We start from the raw sequence: 18,136 nt of genomic DNA on the forward strand, positions 1-18,136 counted from the left end.
ACCATACCAGCGCCGTTCAAAATGTCGGCGGCGTGTTGATCCAGAGCAATATGGTCTCACCATCATGGCGGTTGCGCCAGGAATGATAGCGCCGGCTTTCGAAATAGAGGGAATCGCCGGCCATGAGATCGAAGAACTGGTCGCTGTCCAGCACCAGTTCCAGACGTCCGGCAAGGACATGGATGAACTCCTCACCCTCATGACGATAGGCGCCCTCGCTCGCCGCGCCAGGAGCGAGTACGAAGCGGTGGCAATCCATCATCGTCCTGCCCTCAGCGAGCAGTTGCACGGTGACGCCGGGTGTCGTCGCCGGCCAGGCACGCCATTCGCCGGACCGGATGAGCGCGGGAACATCCTCCCGCTCCTCACCCGACAGGCGCGATACCGTCGTGCCGTAATAGTCCGCGAGATCATGCAGGGTCTTGAAGCTGACGCCCTGCGATGTGCGCTCCAGGGTCGAGAGCGTCGAGGAGGTCATGCCTATGTCGGCTGCGACCTGCTCCAGCGTCTTGCCGGCGGCATGTCGCAGCGAGCGGAGCCTGCGGCCGATATCCGAGGATGCCGATTGTTCGCCATTCTCCGCGCCGGTGGCATTCCCCTCCTCCGTCTCAAGCGCCTCGCGGATCGCCGCCGGATTGAGGCCGCGTTCGGCGCGGAACCAGGAAATGCGCTTCAGCCGCGCCACGTCCTCTGCGCTATATTGGCGATGGCCAGTCTCGGAGCGGGAAGGAACTACAAGCCCCTGGCTTTCCCATAGACGCAAGGTGGAGGCCGATACGCCGGCAAGACGCGCCGCTTCCGCCACCTTGTAGCGCACAGGATAGCGCTCGGGCTCGATGCTGCTCATTTGCCAATATCCCTGATTTTTGTCTTTCGATCCGTTTAGCATGGAAGGGCGCCCGCTGCACAATTCTTTAAATCGATTTAAGAATTCCTGCCGCTTTTCAAGATGCTACGGCGCCCCCTAGCCGCCATAAAGGGAGACGTGACGTTGTATGCGAGCCTTCGGCGCATTCTTGTCACCAACACAAAATCCCGCTTGAAATCCTACAGGAAAAATGTAGGAATTTTTTAAATAACTTGCAGAAGTTCTGCAAGATAATTCGAAAACGACCTTCTGGGAGCCACTGCAATGACCCTGACCGAGCGGAAGAATGCCGCCATTTCCCGCGGCGTCGGCATGACGACGCAGATCTATGCCGATCGCGCCGAAAACGCCGAGATCTGGGACAAGGAAGGGCATCGCTATATCGATTTCGCCTCCGGCATCGCCGTCGTGAATACCGGCCACCGCCATCCGCGCGTCATTGCCGCCGTCAAGGAACAGCTCGACCGCTTCACCCACACCTGCCATCAGGTGGTGCCCTATGAGAGCTATGTGCATCTCGCCGAGCGGCTGAACGCGATCCTTCCCGGCGATTTCGCCAAGAAGACGATCTTCGTGACGACGGGTGCGGAAGCGGTCGAAAACGCCGTCAAGATCGCCCGCGCCGCGACCGGCCGCTCCGCCATCATCGCCTTTGGCGGCGGCTTTCACGGCCGCACCTTCATGGGCATGGCGCTGACCGGCAAGGTCGCGCCCTACAAGATCGGCTTCGGCCCGATGCCGGGCGATGTCTTCCATGCCCCCTTCCCGGTGCCGCTGCACGGCGTGAGCGTCGAGCAATCGCTGGCGACGCTGAAGAAGCTCTTTGCGGCCGATGTCGATCCGCAGCGCGTAGCGGCCATCATTCTGGAACCCGTACAGGGCGAAGGCGGCTTCTACCCCGCGCCCGCGGCCTTCATGAAGGCTCTGCGCGAAATCTGCGACCAGCACGGCATTCTCCTGATTGCCGACGAGGTGCAGACCGGCTTTGCGCGCACCGGCAAGATGTTTGCGATGGATCACCATGAAGTGGCTGCCGATCTCGTCACCATGGCGAAGAGCCTTGCCGGCGGCTTCCCGCTCGCCGCCGTCACCGGCCGCGCCGAGGTGATGGACGCCCCTGGCCCCGGCGGCCTCGGCGGCACCTATGGCGGCAATCCGCTTGGCATCGCCGCTGCCCATGCCGTGCTTGACGTCATCGCCGACGAGGGCCTATGCGACCGCGCCAACCAGCTCGGCTCGCGCCTGAAGCAGCGGCTGGAATCGCTGCGTGACAAGGTGCCTGAAATCGCCGATATCCGCGGCCCCGGCTTCATGAATGCGGTCGAATTCAACGATGCGACAACCAAGCTGCCGAGCGCGGATTTCGCCAACAAGGTTCGCCTGATCGCGCTCGACAAGGGCCTGATCCTTTTGACCTGCGGCGTCCACGGCAATGTCATCCGCTTCCTGTCGCCGATCACCATTCAGGACGGCGTGTTCAGCGAGGCGCTCGACATTCTCGAGGCATCGCTGCTGGAGGCAAGCGCCTCCCATTAACGGACGCGATCCAAGTATTTCCCTTTATCCGCCCGTGCGGCCTGCCGGGCGAAACCTGTCGGAGTGCATAGCATGTCCTTTACAACAGCAATGACCAAGCATGTTCCCTTCTCCTCGCGCTTCCTGCGCGCCGCCGGCTATATCAACGGCGTCTGGACGGCGGGCGGGGCAACGAAGACATTCGATGTCGTCAATCCGGCCACCGGCGAAGTGCTCGCGACTCTTCCCGACATGGGAGCAGCCGAAACGACGGCTGCCATCGATGCCGCCTATATCGCGCAAGTCGCCTGGGCGGCCCGCCCCGCCAAGGAACGCGCCGTTATCCTGCGCAAGTGGTTCGATCTCATGGTCGCCAATGCCGATGAGCTGGGGGCGATCCTGACGGCCGAAATGGGCAAGCCGCTGCCGGAAGCCAGAGGCGAGATCCTCTACGCCGCCTCCTATGTCGAATGGTACGCGGAAGAGGCCAAGCGCATCTATGGCGAAACCATCCCCGCCCCCTCCAACGACAAGCGCATGGTCGTCATCAAGCAGCCGGTCGGCGTTGTCGGCACGATCACGCCCTGGAATTTCCCTGCCGCCATGATCGCCCGCAAGATCGCGCCGGCGCTTGCCGTCGGCTGCACCGTGGTTTCGAAGCCTGCCGAGCAGACGCCACTGACGGCGATCGCGCTTGCCGTGCTTGCTGAAGAGGCAGGCATTCCGGCCGGCGTGCTCAATATCATCGTCGGCATCGACGGCCCGGCGATCGGCCGCGAGCTTTGCGGCAATCCGAAGGTGCGCAAGATCAGCTTCACCGGCTCGACCGAAGTCGGCCGTATCCTGATGCGCCAGTGCGCCGACCAGATCAAGAAGGTGAGCCTCGAACTCGGTGGTAATGCGCCTTTCATCGTCTTTGACGATGCCGATCTGGATGCCGCCGTCGAAGGGGCGATGGCTTCGAAGTACCGCAATGCCGGCCAGACCTGCGTCTGCGCCAACCGCATCTATGTCCAATCCAATGTCTACGACGCCTTTGCCGCCAAGCTTGCCGCCAAGGTGGGCGAGCTTTCCGTCGGTGACGGCTTCAAGCCGGGTGTGACAGTCGGGCCGCTGATCGACGAGCAGGGTGTCGCCAAGGCTGAAGACCATGTTCGGGATGCCATCTCCAAGGGCGCCCGCGTCGTGCTCGGCGGCAAGCGCATCGAAGGTGCCGGCACCTTCTTCGCGCCGACGATCCTGACCGGCGTCGACCGCAGCATGAAGGTTGCCCGCGAGGAAACCTTCGGCCCCGTTGCGCCGCTCTTCCGCTTCGACACGGTCGAGGATGTCATCGCCCAGGCGAACGACACCGAATTCGGGCTTGCCGCCTATTTCTTCGCCGGCGACCTGAAGAAGGTCTGGCGCGTGGCGGAAGCGCTGGAATACGGCATGGTCGGCATCAATACCGGCCTGATGTCATCAGAGACTGCGCCCTTCGGCGGCATCAAGCAATCGGGCCTCGGCCGCGAAGGCTCGCGCCACGGTGCCGACGACTATCTGGAAATGAAGTACCTCTGCATCGGCAACCTGTAGCCGACTATCAGGTTGAGGTGATGTGAATGCGGCCCTGCCATAGCCGGGCCGCGCTCAGCCGGCCGGTGTGAAAAGCGCCGGTATCGAGATTGAGCCTGAGACCATTGACTTCAGCCTGCCGGATCGGTGTATGGCCATGTATGATCAGCTTCGGCAGCGGCTGTGCACTGTCGTAGAAACGCGAGCGGATGAAGACCAAGTCGTCGTCCTGCTGGTCGGCGATCGACCGATCCGGATCAATGCCGGCATGGACGAACAAGGCCTTCGGCGTGTCCAGCAGGATCGGCAGGCGACGCAGGAAATTGACGTGATCGTCCGGCAGCCAGGTTCGGATGAAGGTGTCGAGCTTCTTTTGCTTAGGATATAATCGCTGCAGGCGAGGGATATCCACACCATAGGAGGCAAGTGTGGCATCGCCGCCAAGCGCCACCCAATCCTCAAGCGATATCTCGCCATCGACATAGGAAAGCATCGCCATCTCATGATTGCCGGTCAAGCAGATGCGGTCGAAGCCATTCGGCGGCGGTGCCATCAGGCGGCCGACCACCTGCGCCGACGCCGGACCGCGGTCGATAAAATCCCCGAGCATGATGATGAGCTTGCGGCCGGGCAGCCCTACAGCATCGGCGAAGATCTTGCGCTCCAGCGCGCTCAGGAGATCGTAACGGCCGTGGACATCGCCGATGACATAGGTGGGCATATCGAGATGTTCGAGCCATTCGCGATGCCGGCGATGGCCGAAGCCATTGGGCATTTTTTCGCGTATCCTAGATGCCGCCATGAAACTGCCTTTCGAGCGCACACCCCGGAACGCCTTAACTGTGTCTGCAAAAAGGACTCAAAAGCGACAATTCTTTGCCAGAAAGGCGGAAATCATCGCTGATGACGGTTCTGGCAGCAGGACCGGGCCTACGGCACTAACCCGCCTTGCGGCAAAGCGTCCCGAACCGGGCCTTTATGCATGGAGAAAGTTGACAGTGCGTATCCGCAATCTTATCGCGCTAACCACGCTGGCGCGAGAAATTCCCGCCGTTCAACCCGAGAAAACGTGGGTGTCGGGCAGCTTCTGCACGAGGGCTGCCGGATTGCCGGCGAAACGACACCGACCCAAACTGGAACGTCACACTCATGGCGCCTGTAAATTTATCGTGAAGTCCTGATGGATACGACGACAGCGCTCCAACTCTGCCGCTTCCTGCATGACGCATCCCTGATGCTTCTATGGGGCGCCTGCGCCTATCTCTCCCTGCTTGCGCCGAGAATACTCGCCGACACGGTCTGGCGCATGGTTGCAAGGCCGTTTTTGCTGATCGCCGCAATTGCCGTCTTCACGGTGCTGGCCGCGCTGCCGGTGGCGACAGCGAATATCGGTGGCGGCTGGAGCGATGCGCTCGACGTGAGCATGATCCATGACGTGGTTTTCGAAACCACGATCGGGGTCGCCTGGCAGGCGCAGGCGCTTGCGGCCATCGTGATCGTTTGCGCCTTGCTGCTGCCGGAAAGCTGGCGCCGTCATGGGCTAGCCTTGGGAGCAGGCCTCGGGCTAGCCTCGCTTTCATTGACCGGCCATGCCTCGATGCTGGAAGGCTGGGTGCAGCAGGCGCATCGGGCCAATGATGTCCTGCATGTGCTCGCTGGCGGCGGCTGGCTCGGGGCGCTGGTGCCATTGCTCACCATTCTCAGGCTTCTCGGCCGTCCGGAATGCAGGGCGGAAGCGCAACTGGCGCTGCGCCGTTTCTCCAATGCCGGGCACGTGGCGGTCGCGCTCGTCATTCTCTCCGGCATCGTCAATACGCTGCTGATCCTGAAACACTTGCCGACGGATTGGTCTTCGCCTTATCAGATGCTGCTTGCCATCAAGATCGCACTGGTCGCAGTCATGGCGGTGCTGGCCATCGTCAATCGCTACGTCTTCGTACCCTGGATCGGCCGCAAGCCGGTCCGCGCATTGCTGGCCCTTCGACTTGGAAGCATCACAGAAATCATCATCGGCATTGTCGTCATCGGGCTCGTCGCTGCCTTCGGCATGCTGGAGCCGGTGTAGGCGGAAGGCCTCAAGCAGCCCCGCGAAGCGAGCCGCCGAGTGATTTCACCACCGCGCGAACGGCAGCGGCATCGCCTGTCGCCGGCTTGTACTCCAAGCCGATCCTGCCGCTATAGCCCTGAGCAAAGAGCCAATCGAGCCGCTCCTTCAGATCAATGCGGCCGGTGCCGGGGTCGCTGCGGCCGGGATGATCGGCGACGTGGAGATGCACGATCCGGTCGATGCGATCGCCGATCACTTCCTGCGTGTTTTCGCCCATGACAGCCGAATGGTAGACATCATAGACGATGCCGATTTCCGGGCGGCCGACCTCGTCGACGATATCGAGGCCTTCCGCCGTCGAAGACAGGTAATAGCCGACATGATCGATCGTCGTGTTCAACGGCTCGAGGCCAAGCCGGACGCCGGACCCTTCGAGAATATCGGCACCGGCGTTCAAAGCAGCGACGATGGCCGCCCGCTGTTCGGCTCGTGAAAGCTCCGGCAGCTCATCGCCGGCCTGTGCGATGAGAACTGGCGCGCTGAGACGCTGGGCGACGGCAACAGACTCCCGCAACCCCTTGAGCCAAGTCTCCTTGTTTGCCGGATTCGTCAACGCGATCATCGGCTCGGCAACAAGACCAGAAACCGCAATGCCAGTCTCGGCTACGGCAGCCGCGATCGCGTCCAGATCCTTGCTCGTCCAGTGCCAGAACTCGACCGCATCGAGCCCCGCTTCATGCGCCAGCCGGATACGATCGGCAAAGGCGTCGCCATCGCGCGCAAACAACCACTCGATGCAAGCCGAAAACTGCCGCATGAGATTCTCCTCTCTCAACTGGTCAGGAGCAATGGGCGAGATCGTGCATAACTGCAAGCCTCACGAACGATGATGTTGCGGCGGCGGCCGATGCATCGAAGGCTTGATGGCTTCGACATTCATCGCCGAGAGCACGCGCATATCACGGCGGAAATCGGAAGGCGTCATGCCGGCAATGTGACGGAAGGATTTGTTGAAGGCGCTGATCGAGCCGAAGCCACTATCCATGGCCACCTGCAGCACATTGGCGCCATCGCGCATCAGCATCGCCTGGGCGCGCGAAAGGCGCAGCAGGTTCACATATTTCGCCAGCGTCATGCCCGTGGATTTCTTGAAGAGATTCATCGCATATTTCGGGTGGAGATGCGCCGCCTTGGCGATATCGACGGTATCGATGTCGTGCAGGAAATTGTCGGCGATGAAATCGCACATGCGCGCCAGGCTGCGCGAGGATTGCGGATGGGCCTGGTCGTTGGTCAGGTTTTCCTGCTTCTCCGGCACCATGCGATAGGGTTCGAAGGCGATGCGCTCCAGGCGCAGAAGGAGCTCCGCGACGGCATGTTCGGCCCTGGCGCCGTCGCCGGACATGACGTAGCGGTGCCATCTGGCAAAGTTCTCGTCATCGGCGGCATCGGTCGCCGAGCTTATCAGGGCCTGCCCGCGAATGAGGCGGCCGGAAATATCGAGCGGCAGCCGCAAGCGGAAAAAATGCACCAGCGGCAGATGCGCGCCCGCATAGATCGCATCCTCCGACAGCTCGTCCAACAGATGCGGCTGACCGCCCCAGAAAAGGCAGATCTCGCCCGCTCTCAAAGTAAGCTGGTGATCGCCGATGCGGTAATGCACGGTCCCGCGGACAATGTAGTTCACTTCCACCTGCGCGTGCCAATGCGGCTTTGCCATCGGCAACGGGTGGTTATGAAACATCTGCAGGACATTTGGGAGCCCTTCGACGCTGCTCGCACCCGGCTGATAAACCGCCCGTTGACCTACCTTACTTTTCGCCAAGTCGATGTTCCCTTTTTAGGAGACAGAAGCGTACCGACAGATAGTTTAAGCGTGTTCTCTTGAGGACGGCAATTGAAAAGGGAGGATTTTCAATGCGTTTAAAACTTGCTGGAGCGACGGTGCTTGCTGCCCTGCTCGCTTCCGGTTCTGCCTTTGCAGAGCAAACCACCATTACGGTCTGGAGCTGGAACATCGCCGCATCGGCGCTGAAATCCACCGTCGAGGGGTTCAATAAGAAATATCCCGACATCAAGGTCGATGTTCAAGACATCGGCAACCCGCAGGTCTTCGATAAGATGCTGGCCGCTTGCGCTGCCGGCGGCGACGGCCTGCCCGACGTCATGTCGATCGAAAACCACAAGGCTTCGATCTTCTGGAACCGCTTTCCGGACTGCCTGACCGATCTCACGAAGCTCGGCTATAATGACGAACTGAAGAAGCAGTTCCCGGATTTCAAGCGCGCCGAGCTTGAAGTCGGCGATGCCGCCTACGCGATGCCGTGGGATTCCGGCCCGGTCACCATGTTCTATCGCCGTGACCTCTATGAAAAGGCGGGCGTCGATCCGGCAACGATCAAGACCTGGGACGATTTCATTGCCGCCGGCAAGAAAATCTCCGCCGCCAATCCCGGTGTCGTCATGACGCAGGCCGATCTCAACGGCGATAGCGAATGGTTCCGCATGCTCGCCAACGAACAAGGCTGCGGCTATTTCTCGAGTGACAGCCAGAGCATCACCGTCAACCAGCCCGGCTGCGTCAAAGCGCTGGACAAGGTGAAGGAGATCAAGGACGCGGGCCTGATGACCGCGGCGAACTGGAACGAGAAAATTCAGGCGAACACTGCAAGCAAGGTGGCATCGCAGCTGTATGGCGGCTGGTATGAAGGCACCGTCCGCTCCACCTCGCCGGATCTCGCCGGCAAATGGGGCGTCTATCCGATGCCGAGCATGACGGCCGACGGCCCGCATGCAGCCAATCTCGGCGGTTCGTCGCTCGCAATCGCCAGCGGCTCCAAGCACAAGGAAGCCGCCTGGAAATTCCTCGAATACACGCTTGGTACCAACGAGGGCCAGGTGACCATGCTGAAATCCTTCGGTCTCGTGCCGTCGCTGTTGACGGCGGTCAAGGATCCCTTCGTCAACGAACCGCAGCCCTATTGGGGTGGGCAAAAGGTCTGGGCCGATATCCTCGCCACCCTGCCGAAAATCCACCCGAGCCCGGGCACCCAGTATTTCAGTGACGCCGATGAGGTCATAAAGGCCGTCCAGACGAAATACCTTGCCGGCGGCTATCCAAACGGCAAGGCCGCGCTCGACGATGCGGCGCAGCAGATCGCCTCGGCGACAGGCCTGCCGCTCGCGAAATGAGTGACACTGCCGGGCGCGCATCCCAAGCCGCGCCCGGCATCCCCGCCGCCCCTAGAGCGTGACGTCGTCCGAAAACCGCCTACACTTTTCGGCGTCACGCTCTAGGGGCGCGGGGATGCAATGTCACGCGTCATTTCACTGCGCATAAAGGAGAAGGCTTTCATGCGGTTGCGAAACCGGAGCGCCTATGCGTTCCTTGCACCCTATCTTCTGGTGTTCGCCGCTTTCTGGGTCTGGCCGATCATCGATTCGTTCCTGATTTCGTTCCAGAACACCCGGGTTAATCCGTGGGTCTACAATCTGTCGCTCAATTGGGGGCGCCTGTTCGGCGACCCGGCCTTCTACAACGCGCTTCAAAACACGCTGATCATCCTGATCGTCCAGGTCCCCGTCATGATCACGCTCGCCACGGTCATGGCGGTGCTGCTGAATTCACCGCTGTTGAAGGCCCGTGGCATTTTTCGCTTCGCTTTCTTCGCACCCGTCGTCGTCGGCGAGGTGGCCTATGCCGCTGTCTTCCGCCTGATGTTCAACGTCGATTTCGGCATCGTCAACAAGCTGCTCGGTACGGTCGGCTTCGCACCGGTGTCGTGGTTTGCGGAATCGCATGCCGCCATGGTGCTCATCATCATCGCCGTCACCTGGCGCTGGGCGGGTTATAACGCCATCATCATCCTGTCCGGGCTGCAATCGATCCCCGAGGATGTTTACGAGGCTGCAACCCTCGACCGCGTCAGCCGTTTCCAGCAGTTCATCCATATCACCCTGCCGCTGCTGAAGCCTATCATTCTGTTCTGCGTCGTCCTGTCCGTCATCGGCACCATGCAGCTCTTCACCGAGCCATATCTGATCACCAACAGGGGCGGCCCCGGCGGCGGGACGGAAACGCTCGGCCTGCTGCTCTATCGTCAGGCCTTCCAGTCGACCAACTTCGGCTATGCCTCGGCGGTCGCCTACACGATGGCGGCGCTCGCAGTAGCCATCTCTCTCCTCAATCTCTGGGTGGGGCGCGAACCAAAATGAAATCGAAGTCCAAATCCACTCTGATCCGCTCGATCGCGCTGCACGGCCTGCTGGTGCCGCTCGCCATCATCTGGCTGTTTCCGCTCTGGATGATGTTCGTCTTCTCGACCATGCCCGATTACGGCATTTTCAGCCCCGGCATCATTCTGACACCGTCGACAGGTTTCATGGACAACGTCCGGAACTTGCAGGCCGACACCAACTTCATCGGCGCCATGACGATCTCCATCGTCGTTGCCGTCGTCTATACCGTCCTGTCGGTGCTGCTGACCTCGATGGCCGGATGGGCACTGGCGCGCTACCAGTTTGCCGGCCGTTCGGGCGTCATCGGCATCATCCTCGGCACGATCACGCTGCCCTACTCCGTCGTCGTCATCCCGCAGTTCATCATGGTGGCACGCGATTTCGGGCTGGCCAATTCATGGGTCGCCCTGATCGTACCGCCGCTCTTCAACTCACTCGGTGTGCTCTTCATGCGCCAGGCCTTCTCGATGATGCCGGGCGAACTCTTTGACGCCGCCCGCGTCGAGGGCGTCAAGGAATGGCAGATCTTCCTGCGCATCGCCCTGCCGCTCGCACGGCCGACCATGGCGGCGCTCGCCATCATCCTGTTCCTGGCCTCCTGGAACAACTACCTCTGGCCGCTGCTCATCAACTCCCGACCGGGAATGATGACCGCGCCCGTGGCGCTCGGAACACTGATCGGCCTCACCAGGGTCTCCTGGGGCGGCATCATGGCTGGTGCTGTGATGCTGACGGCACCGATCCTCATCATCTTCGTTCTCCTGCAGCGCCACTTCATCGCCGGCATCGCCGCCGGCGCAATCAAATAGTTCCGGGAGATCCGTATGGCTGAACTTTCTCTCACCAATATCGTCAAACGCTACGGTTCGCTGGAAATCATCCACGGCGCCAATCTCGAGGTGAAGGACGGCGAGTTCGTCGTCTTCGTCGGACCGTCCGGATGCGGCAAGTCCACGCTCTTGCGCATGATCGCCGGGCTGGAAGACATCACCGGCGGCGAACTCAAGATCGGCGGCCGCGTGGTCAACGACATGGAACCGGCCGATCGCGGCATCGCCATGGTCTTCCAGTCCTATGCCCTCTATCCGCACCTGACTGTCGAGCAGAACCTGAATTTCGGGCTGCGCATGAACGGCAACCCGAAGGCCGATACCGATCGCCGTGTCAAACAGGCAGCCGAGATCCTGCAGATCAGCGAGCTGATGCAGCGCCGGCCGAAGCAGCTTTCGGGCGGCCAGCGCCAGCGCGTCGCCATCGGCCGCGCCATCGTCCGCGAGCCGCAGATCTTCCTGTTCGACGAGCCGCTCTCCAATCTCGATGCAGAGCTGCGCGTGCAGATGCGCGTCGAAATCTCCCGCCTCCACAAGAAGCTTGGGACGACGATGATCTATGTCACGCACGACCAGACCGAAGCGATGACGCTGGCCGACAAGATCGTCGTGCTGCGTGGCGGCAATATCGAACAGGTGGGCGCGCCGCTCGACCTCTATGACGATCCGGCAAACCAGTTCGTAGCCGGATTCGTCGGCTCCCCGAAGATGAACTTCCTGCAGGCCGAGGTCACGGACAATCAATCCGGTCGCATAGCCGTCGTGCTCAAGGGCCAGCGCAATGTCCGCCTGACACTGCCCATCACCTCGGCCAAGGTGGAGGTCGGCCAGCCGGTGACGCTCGGCATCCGTCCGGAACATTTCCTCGAAGCCGGACGTGGCGAGGTCGACATGATCGTTGACGTCGACGTCGCGGAGCATCTCGGCAACACCAGCTACATCTACGCCAATATCGAAGGCGGCGAGCAGATCGTCATCGAGCGCGAGGAGTCCCGCAATACGGGCAACCGCGACAAGCTCACCGTGGCGCTATCGGCCGCCAAGACATTCCTCTTCGACAGCGCCGGGAACCGATTGCGGTAGGCGCTGCCCATTCTCCCAAGACAGCATGCAGATTTAGGAAAGGATCGTTCCATGACTACTGAGACACCAATCCGCTGGGGCATCATCGGCCCCGGCCGGATCGCGCAGACTTTTGCCGATGGTATCGCCCATTCCCGCAGCGGCAAGCTGGTGGCCATCGCCAGCCGCAACCCGGACAAGCCGGGCCTCGGCGACGGTTTTCCCGGCGCACGTATCGTCAACGGTTACGAGGCCCTGCTCGCGGACAAGGAGATCGATGCCGTCTATATCGCCACGCCGCATACCGGCCACGCCGAATGGGCGATCAAGGCGATCCGCGCCGGCAAGCATGTGCTTGTCGAAAAGCCGATCGCGCTTTCGGCCTTCGATGCCGAGGCCATCTACTATGAAGCCAAAAAGGCTGGGGTCTTCGCCGGCGAAGCCTTCATGTATCGCGTCCATCCGCAGACGGCGAAGCTGATCGAACTCATCAAGAGCGGTGCGATCGGCGATCTGCGCATCATCCGCACGTCCTTCGGCTTCAATATGGGCAAGGTCAATCCGGAACACCGGCTGTTTGCCAATGAAACCGCCGGCGGCGGCATTCTCGATGTCGGCGGCTATCCGGTCTCGATGGCACGGCTGATCGCCGGTGCGGTCGACGGCAAGCCGTTCCTTGATCCCGACAAGGTCTCGGGCGTCGGCCATCTCGGCCAGACGGGCGTCGATGAGTGGGCTTCTGCCGTCCTGAAGTTCCCGAACGACATCATCGCCGAAGTGTCCTGCGCGATCATGGCAAACCAGGACAACACGCTGCGCATCATCGGCTCGGAGGGTCGCATCGAAGTGGCCGACTTCTGGTTCGCCTCCGGCCATAAGGGCGGCGTCGGCAAGATTAACGTGATCAAGGGCGGCGAGACCCAGACGATCGAGGTCAAGGAAGATCGCTGGCTCTATTCCTTCGAAGTCGATGCGGCCGGCGATGCCATCCGTGCCGGACAAAAGGAATTTGCCTATCCCGGCATCAGCTGGGCGGATTCGATCGGCAATCTCCGGGTCCTCGACCAGTGGCGCGCTTCGATCGGCCTCGAATATAGCGTCGAGAAAGCGGCAAAGCGGACGAAGAACATCGCCGGCGCGACCGTCACCAAGGGCAACAGCATTCCGAAGCGAAGCATTCCCGGCATTTCCAAGCCGGCATCGCTCGTCACGCTCGGCTTCGAGTTCTTCCCGAATTTTGCGGCCGCCTCGCTGACGCTCGATGCGTTCTATGAAGCGGGCGGCAATGCCTTCGACACAGCCTATGTCTATGGCGGCGGCAAGACGGAAAGCATTTTCGGCGATTGGCACACCAGTCGCAACGTGCCGCGCGAGGAGATCGTGCTGATCGGCAAGGGTGCGCATTCGCCGCTTTGCTATCCGGATGTGATCGCCAAGCAGCTCGACCAATCCCTCAATCGCCTGAAGACCGACTATGTCGACATCTACTTCATGCACCGCGACAACACCGACGTTCCCGTCGGCGAGTTCGTCGATGCCATGGATGCCGAGGTAAAGGCCGGCCGCATCCGCGGCATCTTCGGCGGCTCGAACTGGACGCGTGCCCGCTTCGACGAGGCGATCGCCTATGCTCAGAAGAACGGCAAGGCGGCACCGGCTGCCCTTTCCAACAACTTCTCGCTGGCGGAAATGCTCGACCCGATCTGGGCCGGATGCGTCGCTGCCTCCGACGATGAGTGGAAGACGTGGCTCAATGCCAAGCAGATCCCCAACTTCGCCTGGTCGAGCCAGGGCCGCGGCTTCTTCACCGACCGCGCCGGCCGCGACAAGCGCGACGAGGAGGAATTGGTGCGCGTCTGGTATTCCGACCGCAATTTCGGCCGCCGCGACAGAGCGATCGAACTGGCACAGAAGCTCGGCCGCAACCCGATCCACATCGCGCTTGCCTATGTCGTCGCCCAGCCCTTCCCTGTGATACCGCTGATCGGCCCGCGCACGATCGCCGAGCTGGAAGACAGCCTTTCGGCGCTCGACATCAAGCTGACGCCGGAGCAGGTGAAGTGGCTCGAGGGCTGAGATAGGCGCTCGACCCGAAAGGCGGCACCTAAACAAAAAGCCCATCCGGGAAACCGGATGGGCTTTTTCATATGCCTGAATGATCGCCGAAAGATCAGGCGGCGAAATCGAATGTCTTCGTATCAGCCCCTTCGAGCCGCAGCAGATAGGCCTTGCGCTCGATACCGCCGGCAAATCCCCTGAGATCGCCAGCCGATCCCACCACGCGGTGGCAGGGCGCGATGATCGAGATCGGATTGCGGCCATTGGCGGCACCGACGGCCCGGATCGCTTTTGCCGAGCCGATCTCGGTTGCGATCTGGCGATAGCTGCGCGTCTCGCCGAAGGGGATGGCGAGCAAGGCCTGCCATACCTTCTGCTGGAACTCCGTTCCGGCGAAATCGAGCGGCAGATCGAAAGCCTGTCGTTTGCCGGCGAAATATTCGCGCAGCTGCCGCTCGGTTTCCAGGAGCACGGGATGGCTGTCGTCTTCCGCGACGATCAGCAAGGGCACGCGGCCTGGCCGATCATTGTCCCAGAGGATCGCGGCAAGTCCATCATCGCCGCCGACGAGCTTCAAGGGACCAACAGGCGAGTTCATGATCCGATAGACATAGTGCTTCTCTGCATTTTTCGGAGTTTTGGTCATGCCGATTTCCTTTCTTTGAATTGCGCTCATGGCATCGGGCGAGATTGCTTCTGATGGAGCACTTATGTCCCTATTGGACCTCAAATGACGGTCTGCAACCACCCGAAAAGGAACGGCGGGCAGAGAAATCCAACATTTCCGACTTCAAGCGCCGGGATCACAATGATGCAGGCGGCATAGTCAGGCTTGGGACGGCGGCTGAGATTGTGTAAAACCGTGGAGAGACAGATCATCCAGCATGCGGAGCCCGATATGACAGTTCGCCCGCCGCGCAACTTCAATCCATCGCAAACCAGGGAAACCGGCCTCGGCATTCTCGAATATGAGATGATGTCGGAGAGGGCGAGTTCGCTCGGCCGCCACGGCATGAAGGTCGAGGCAGCGCTTGCCGCCTTGCAGGACGGCGAAGCCAAAGGCAAGGAAGGCGTCGAGCACGAGCGGCTGGTAGATGCCGCCGCCGAAGCTGTTTGGGGCATGTTCATTCACCGCGAGATCTGCGGCCTGCGCAACGGCCGCGACGTCATCCAGCGCTACGGCGTTCCGAACAAGGTGCTAGCGCGTCTCGGCGCCAGCCCGCGCCACCCCTGAATATCAGGATTTCAAGATCGCCGAAAAGCGCGGGTCGAATGCATGGCCGATCGGCTCGGCAGCCGCACCGCGTGCCACGGCCCAGGGGTCGGTCATGCCGAGCTGGAGGCGGGGCAGCAGCCGGTCGGGGCGATCGGCGTTGGAAGGCAGGAGCGGCTGCATCGCCGCAATCAGCCGCGTCGCCAGCGCTACAGGGGCACCGCCGCACAGAATCACCGTCTGCGGATCGAAGATGGTTTCGATGAGTTGGACACTCCAGCGCAGATCGATCGCCGCCCTTTCGATCCAGGCGAGAATATCAGGATCATCGGCGGCAGCGCGGTCGTTGATCAAAGAATAAATATCGGGTGCCATCGGATCGACGCCGAGGTGATCGTAGAGAGAAGCGAGCGAGGCGCGGTGCTCCAGCTGGGTTTGTTGCCCGCCAGCCGTCAACAGCGCCATGCCGATTTCGCCGGCATTGCCATGGGCACCGCTATAGAGTTCACCGCCGAGAATGAGCCCGGCACCGATACCATAGCCGACATAGAGGCAGACGGCGTGGTCGAGCCCATGGGCAGCCCCCACCATGCGCTCGGCGGTCGCGCAGGCTGCAGCGTCGTTCTGCAGGGTCACATTGAGGCCGGTTCCAGCCGATAGGGTTTCGAGCAAGGGAAAGCGCTGCCAGGCCCCCATCATCCAGGGATTGTCGGCACTATCCTGTTCGATACCAAATGGCCCCGGCATCGCCGCGCCAAGCCCGACAAGGCGCTTTTCCGCCTGCGCGACGCGCTGCCGAAGCTCGGTGCGCACATTCCCTATCAGCTGCAGGACGACGGGCGTGCCCGTCGCCGGTCCGCCGGCCGGCAGGTTCGCTTCCTTGCGGATCAGCACATTGCCGACGAGGTCGACGGCGATGGCGCGGGTGATATGGCGATCTATCTGCAGGCCGATGGCGAAGGCGCCTTCCGGCACGAGGCCATAGGGCGTCGAGGGCTGGCCGCGGCCGCGGCGCACCGTTTCCCTTGATGTCACCAGCCCGTCGTTTTCCAGTTCCTCCATGATGTTGGAGACCGTCTGCTTCGTCAGGCGGGTGGCGCGGGCGAGATCGGCGCGGGAGAGCGCTCCGTTCAGCCGCAGGGCGTCGATGATCACCCGTCGGTTATGGGCGCTGGTGCCTTCGTGGTTCGTTCCGCTCGTAGCCCTGATCGGGCGAATATCGTTCATCTGTTTTTGCCTCTTGACACCAATAGAATATTGAAGAACAAATTAGTCAAGACAATTGACTTAAAAGAAACCACAGAGTTTCATCAGGGAACTTGAGCGAGCCCTACGGCTCCAAGGACACGCCGATCGATGTTCGGCAGCCGGCCCGGCCAATTGCCTGCTCGACAACCGATGGCGACACCAGCCGCCGTCGGAAAAATCGCGTGACTGTCAAAAAACTGGAGGATGGAATGTTGAAATCATTGAACAAGACATTGCTCGGCGCAGCGCTGATCGGCGTATCCTTCGCCTCGCATGCCTTTGCCGAAACCACGATCAATGCCCTCTTCATGGCACAGGCCGCCTATAGCGAAGCCGATGTGCGCGCCATGACGGATGCCTTCTCCAAGGCCAATCCGGACATCAAGGTCAATCTCGAATTCGTTCCCTACGAGGGCCTGCACGACAAGACCGTGCTCGCTCAAGGGTCCGGCGGCGGCTACGACGTCGTGCTCTTCGACGTGATCTGGCCGGCCGAATACGCGACCAACAAGGTTCTGGTCGACGTTTCCTCGCGCATCTCCGACGACACGAAGAAGAGCGTGCTACCGGGCGCCTGGACGACGGTCCAGTATGACGGCAAGTACTACGGCATGCCCTGGATCCTCGATACCAAGTACCTGTTCTACAACAAGGAAATCCTGGAAAAGGCTGGCATCAAGACCCCGCCGAAGACCTGGGACGAACTGAACGAACAGGCCAAGACAATCAAGGACAAGGGTCTTCTCGCCACCCCAATCGCCTGGAGCTGGTCGCAGGCCGAAGCCGCGATCTGCGACTACGCCACGCTCGTCAGCGCCTATAAGGGCGACTTCATCAAGGACGGCAAGCCGGACTTCCAGACCGGCGGCGGCCTCGATGCGCTGAAATACATGGTCACCAGCTACAAGTCCGGCCTCACCAATCCGAATTCCAAGGAATTCCTCGAAGAGGACGTCCGCAAGGTGTTCGAAAATGGCGACGCCGCCTTCGCGCTGAACTGGACCTACATGTACAACATGGCGAACGACCCGAAGGACAGCAAGGTCGCGGGCAAGGTCGGCGTCGTTCCGGCACCGGGCGTTGCCGGCAAGAGCGAGGCGTCGGCCGTCAACGGTTCGATGGGCCTCGGCATCACGTCTGCCAGCAAGCATCCGGACGAAGCCTGGAAGTACATCAGCTTCATGACCTCGCAGGCGACGCAGAACCAGTATGCCAAGCTCAGCCTACCGATCTGGGCATCGTCCTATAGCGATCCGGCCGTGACGAAGGGCCAGGAAGAACTGATCGCGGCCGCAAAGGTCGGCCTCGCCGCCATGTATCCGCGTCCGACGACGCCGAAGTATCAGGAACTGTCGACCGCACTTCAGCAGGCGATCCAGGAATCGCTGCTCGGCCAGTCTTCTCCGGAAGATGCGCTGAAGTCTGCTGCCGACAACAGCGGTCTCTGATAGTCTTACCGGGCGGCGCTGGAGCGGATGATTTTAGATCTATTCGACCTAAAA

The 18,136-nt window shown here is 61.3% G+C and carries 16 protein-coding genes; 10 read left to right on the forward strand and 6 right to left on the reverse strand.

Annotated features, from left to right (window positions below):
* Positions 1–16 precede the first annotated feature (16 nt).
* The gene (locus AC13Q5_RS33885; RefSeq protein WP_488504766.1) at positions 17–847 is read right to left on the reverse strand and encodes a MerR family transcriptional regulator; all 831 of its coding nucleotides are present in this window, start codon (positions 845–847) and stop codon (positions 17–19) included.
* A 285-nt stretch (positions 848–1,132) separates the two neighbouring features.
* On the opposite strand from AC13Q5_RS33885, the gene AC13Q5_RS33890 reads away from it, so the two are divergent.
* Both AC13Q5_RS33890 and AC13Q5_RS33895 read left to right on the forward strand, forming a co-directional pair.
* Positions 1,133–2,404: a 4-aminobutyrate--2-oxoglutarate transaminase gene (locus AC13Q5_RS33890; RefSeq protein WP_488504767.1), complete on the forward strand. Its 1,272-nt coding sequence runs from the start codon at positions 1,133–1,135 to the stop codon at positions 2,402–2,404.
* A 72-nt stretch (positions 2,405–2,476) separates the two neighbouring features.
* Positions 2,477–3,958, forward strand: coding sequence for an NAD-dependent succinate-semialdehyde dehydrogenase (locus tag AC13Q5_RS33895; RefSeq protein ID WP_488504768.1), 1,482 nt, complete (start codon positions 2,477–2,479; stop codon positions 3,956–3,958).
* A 7-nt stretch (positions 3,959–3,965) separates the two neighbouring features.
* Here the strand turns inward: AC13Q5_RS33895 and AC13Q5_RS33900 are convergent, their stop codons facing one another.
* Positions 3,966–4,739 carry a metallophosphoesterase gene (locus tag AC13Q5_RS33900; protein WP_488504769.1) on the reverse strand — a complete coding sequence of 258 codons (774 nt, stop codon included), beginning with the start codon at positions 4,737–4,739 and terminating at the stop codon, positions 3,966–3,968.
* 378 nt (positions 4,740–5,117) lie between these two features.
* Between AC13Q5_RS33900 and copD the strand changes: the two genes are divergently transcribed.
* Complete coding sequence (gene copD / locus AC13Q5_RS33905) at positions 5,118–6,002, forward strand: copper homeostasis membrane protein CopD (RefSeq protein ID WP_488504770.1); 885 nt, start codon at positions 5,118–5,120, stop codon at positions 6,000–6,002.
* Between the two features lie 10 nt (positions 6,003–6,012).
* Here the strand turns inward: copD and AC13Q5_RS33910 are convergent, their stop codons facing one another.
* Both AC13Q5_RS33910 and AC13Q5_RS33915 read right to left on the reverse strand, forming a co-directional pair.
* Positions 6,013–6,801: a TIM barrel protein gene (locus tag AC13Q5_RS33910; RefSeq protein WP_488504771.1), complete on the reverse strand. Its 789-nt coding sequence runs from the start codon at positions 6,799–6,801 to the stop codon at positions 6,013–6,015.
* Positions 6,802–6,861: 60 nt separating this feature from the next.
* Positions 6,862–7,815 carry a helix-turn-helix domain-containing protein gene (locus AC13Q5_RS33915; protein ID WP_075856734.1) on the reverse strand — a complete coding sequence of 318 codons (954 nt, stop codon included), beginning with the start codon at positions 7,813–7,815 and terminating at the stop codon, positions 6,862–6,864.
* Positions 7,816–7,901: 86 nt separating this feature from the next.
* Here AC13Q5_RS33915 and AC13Q5_RS33920 point away from each other — a divergent pair, with 86 nt between their 5' ends.
* The 5 genes from AC13Q5_RS33920 to AC13Q5_RS33940 all read left to right on the forward strand — a co-directional run bounded on the left by AC13Q5_RS33920 (position 7,902) and on the right by AC13Q5_RS33940 (position 14,191).
* Complete coding sequence (locus AC13Q5_RS33920) at positions 7,902–9,176, forward strand: ABC transporter substrate-binding protein (RefSeq protein ID WP_075856733.1); 1,275 nt, start codon at positions 7,902–7,904, stop codon at positions 9,174–9,176.
* A 162-nt stretch (positions 9,177–9,338) separates the two neighbouring features.
* Entirely contained in the window at positions 9,339–10,199 is an 861-nt protein-coding gene (locus AC13Q5_RS33925; RefSeq protein WP_075856732.1) for a carbohydrate ABC transporter permease, read from the forward strand.
* On the forward strand, positions 10,196–11,032 hold the full coding sequence (locus AC13Q5_RS33930) for a carbohydrate ABC transporter permease (protein WP_075856731.1): 837 nt from the start codon (positions 10,196–10,198) through the stop codon (positions 11,030–11,032). The genes AC13Q5_RS33925 and AC13Q5_RS33930 overlap by 4 nt, the downstream gene beginning before the upstream one ends.
* A 15-nt stretch (positions 11,033–11,047) precedes the next feature.
* The gene (locus tag AC13Q5_RS33935; protein WP_075856730.1) at positions 11,048–12,136 is read left to right on the forward strand and encodes an ABC transporter ATP-binding protein; all 1,089 of its coding nucleotides are present in this window, start codon (positions 11,048–11,050) and stop codon (positions 12,134–12,136) included.
* Between the two features lie 51 nt (positions 12,137–12,187).
* On the forward strand, positions 12,188–14,191 hold the full coding sequence (locus AC13Q5_RS33940; RefSeq protein ID WP_488504772.1) for an aldo/keto reductase: 2,004 nt from the start codon (positions 12,188–12,190) through the stop codon (positions 14,189–14,191).
* A 94-nt stretch (positions 14,192–14,285) separates the two neighbouring features.
* Here the strand turns inward: AC13Q5_RS33940 and AC13Q5_RS33945 are convergent, their stop codons facing one another.
* Positions 14,286–14,819: a methylated-DNA--[protein]-cysteine S-methyltransferase gene (locus AC13Q5_RS33945; protein ID WP_488504773.1), complete on the reverse strand. Its 534-nt coding sequence runs from the start codon at positions 14,817–14,819 to the stop codon at positions 14,286–14,288.
* 252 nt (positions 14,820–15,071) lie between these two features.
* Here AC13Q5_RS33945 and AC13Q5_RS33950 point away from each other — a divergent pair, with 252 nt between their 5' ends.
* A complete protein-coding gene (locus tag AC13Q5_RS33950; protein WP_075856728.1) occupies positions 15,072–15,407 on the forward strand; it encodes a DUF6665 family protein in 336 nt (111 codons plus the stop codon).
* A 3-nt stretch (positions 15,408–15,410) separates the two neighbouring features.
* Here the strand turns inward: AC13Q5_RS33950 and AC13Q5_RS33955 are convergent, their stop codons facing one another.
* Entirely contained in the window at positions 15,411–16,613 is a 1,203-nt protein-coding gene (locus AC13Q5_RS33955) for an ROK family transcriptional regulator (protein WP_488504774.1), read from the reverse strand.
* Positions 16,614–16,843: 230 nt separating this feature from the next.
* On the opposite strand from AC13Q5_RS33955, the gene AC13Q5_RS33960 reads away from it, so the two are divergent.
* Positions 16,844–18,082 (forward strand): extracellular solute-binding protein, encoded by a 1,239-nt coding sequence (locus AC13Q5_RS33960; protein ID WP_488504775.1) that lies wholly within the window; start codon positions 16,844–16,846, stop codon positions 18,080–18,082.
* Positions 18,083–18,136: the final 54 nt, after the last annotated feature.

It is taken from the genome of Martinezella sp. CNPSo 3964, from assembly GCF_057784375.1.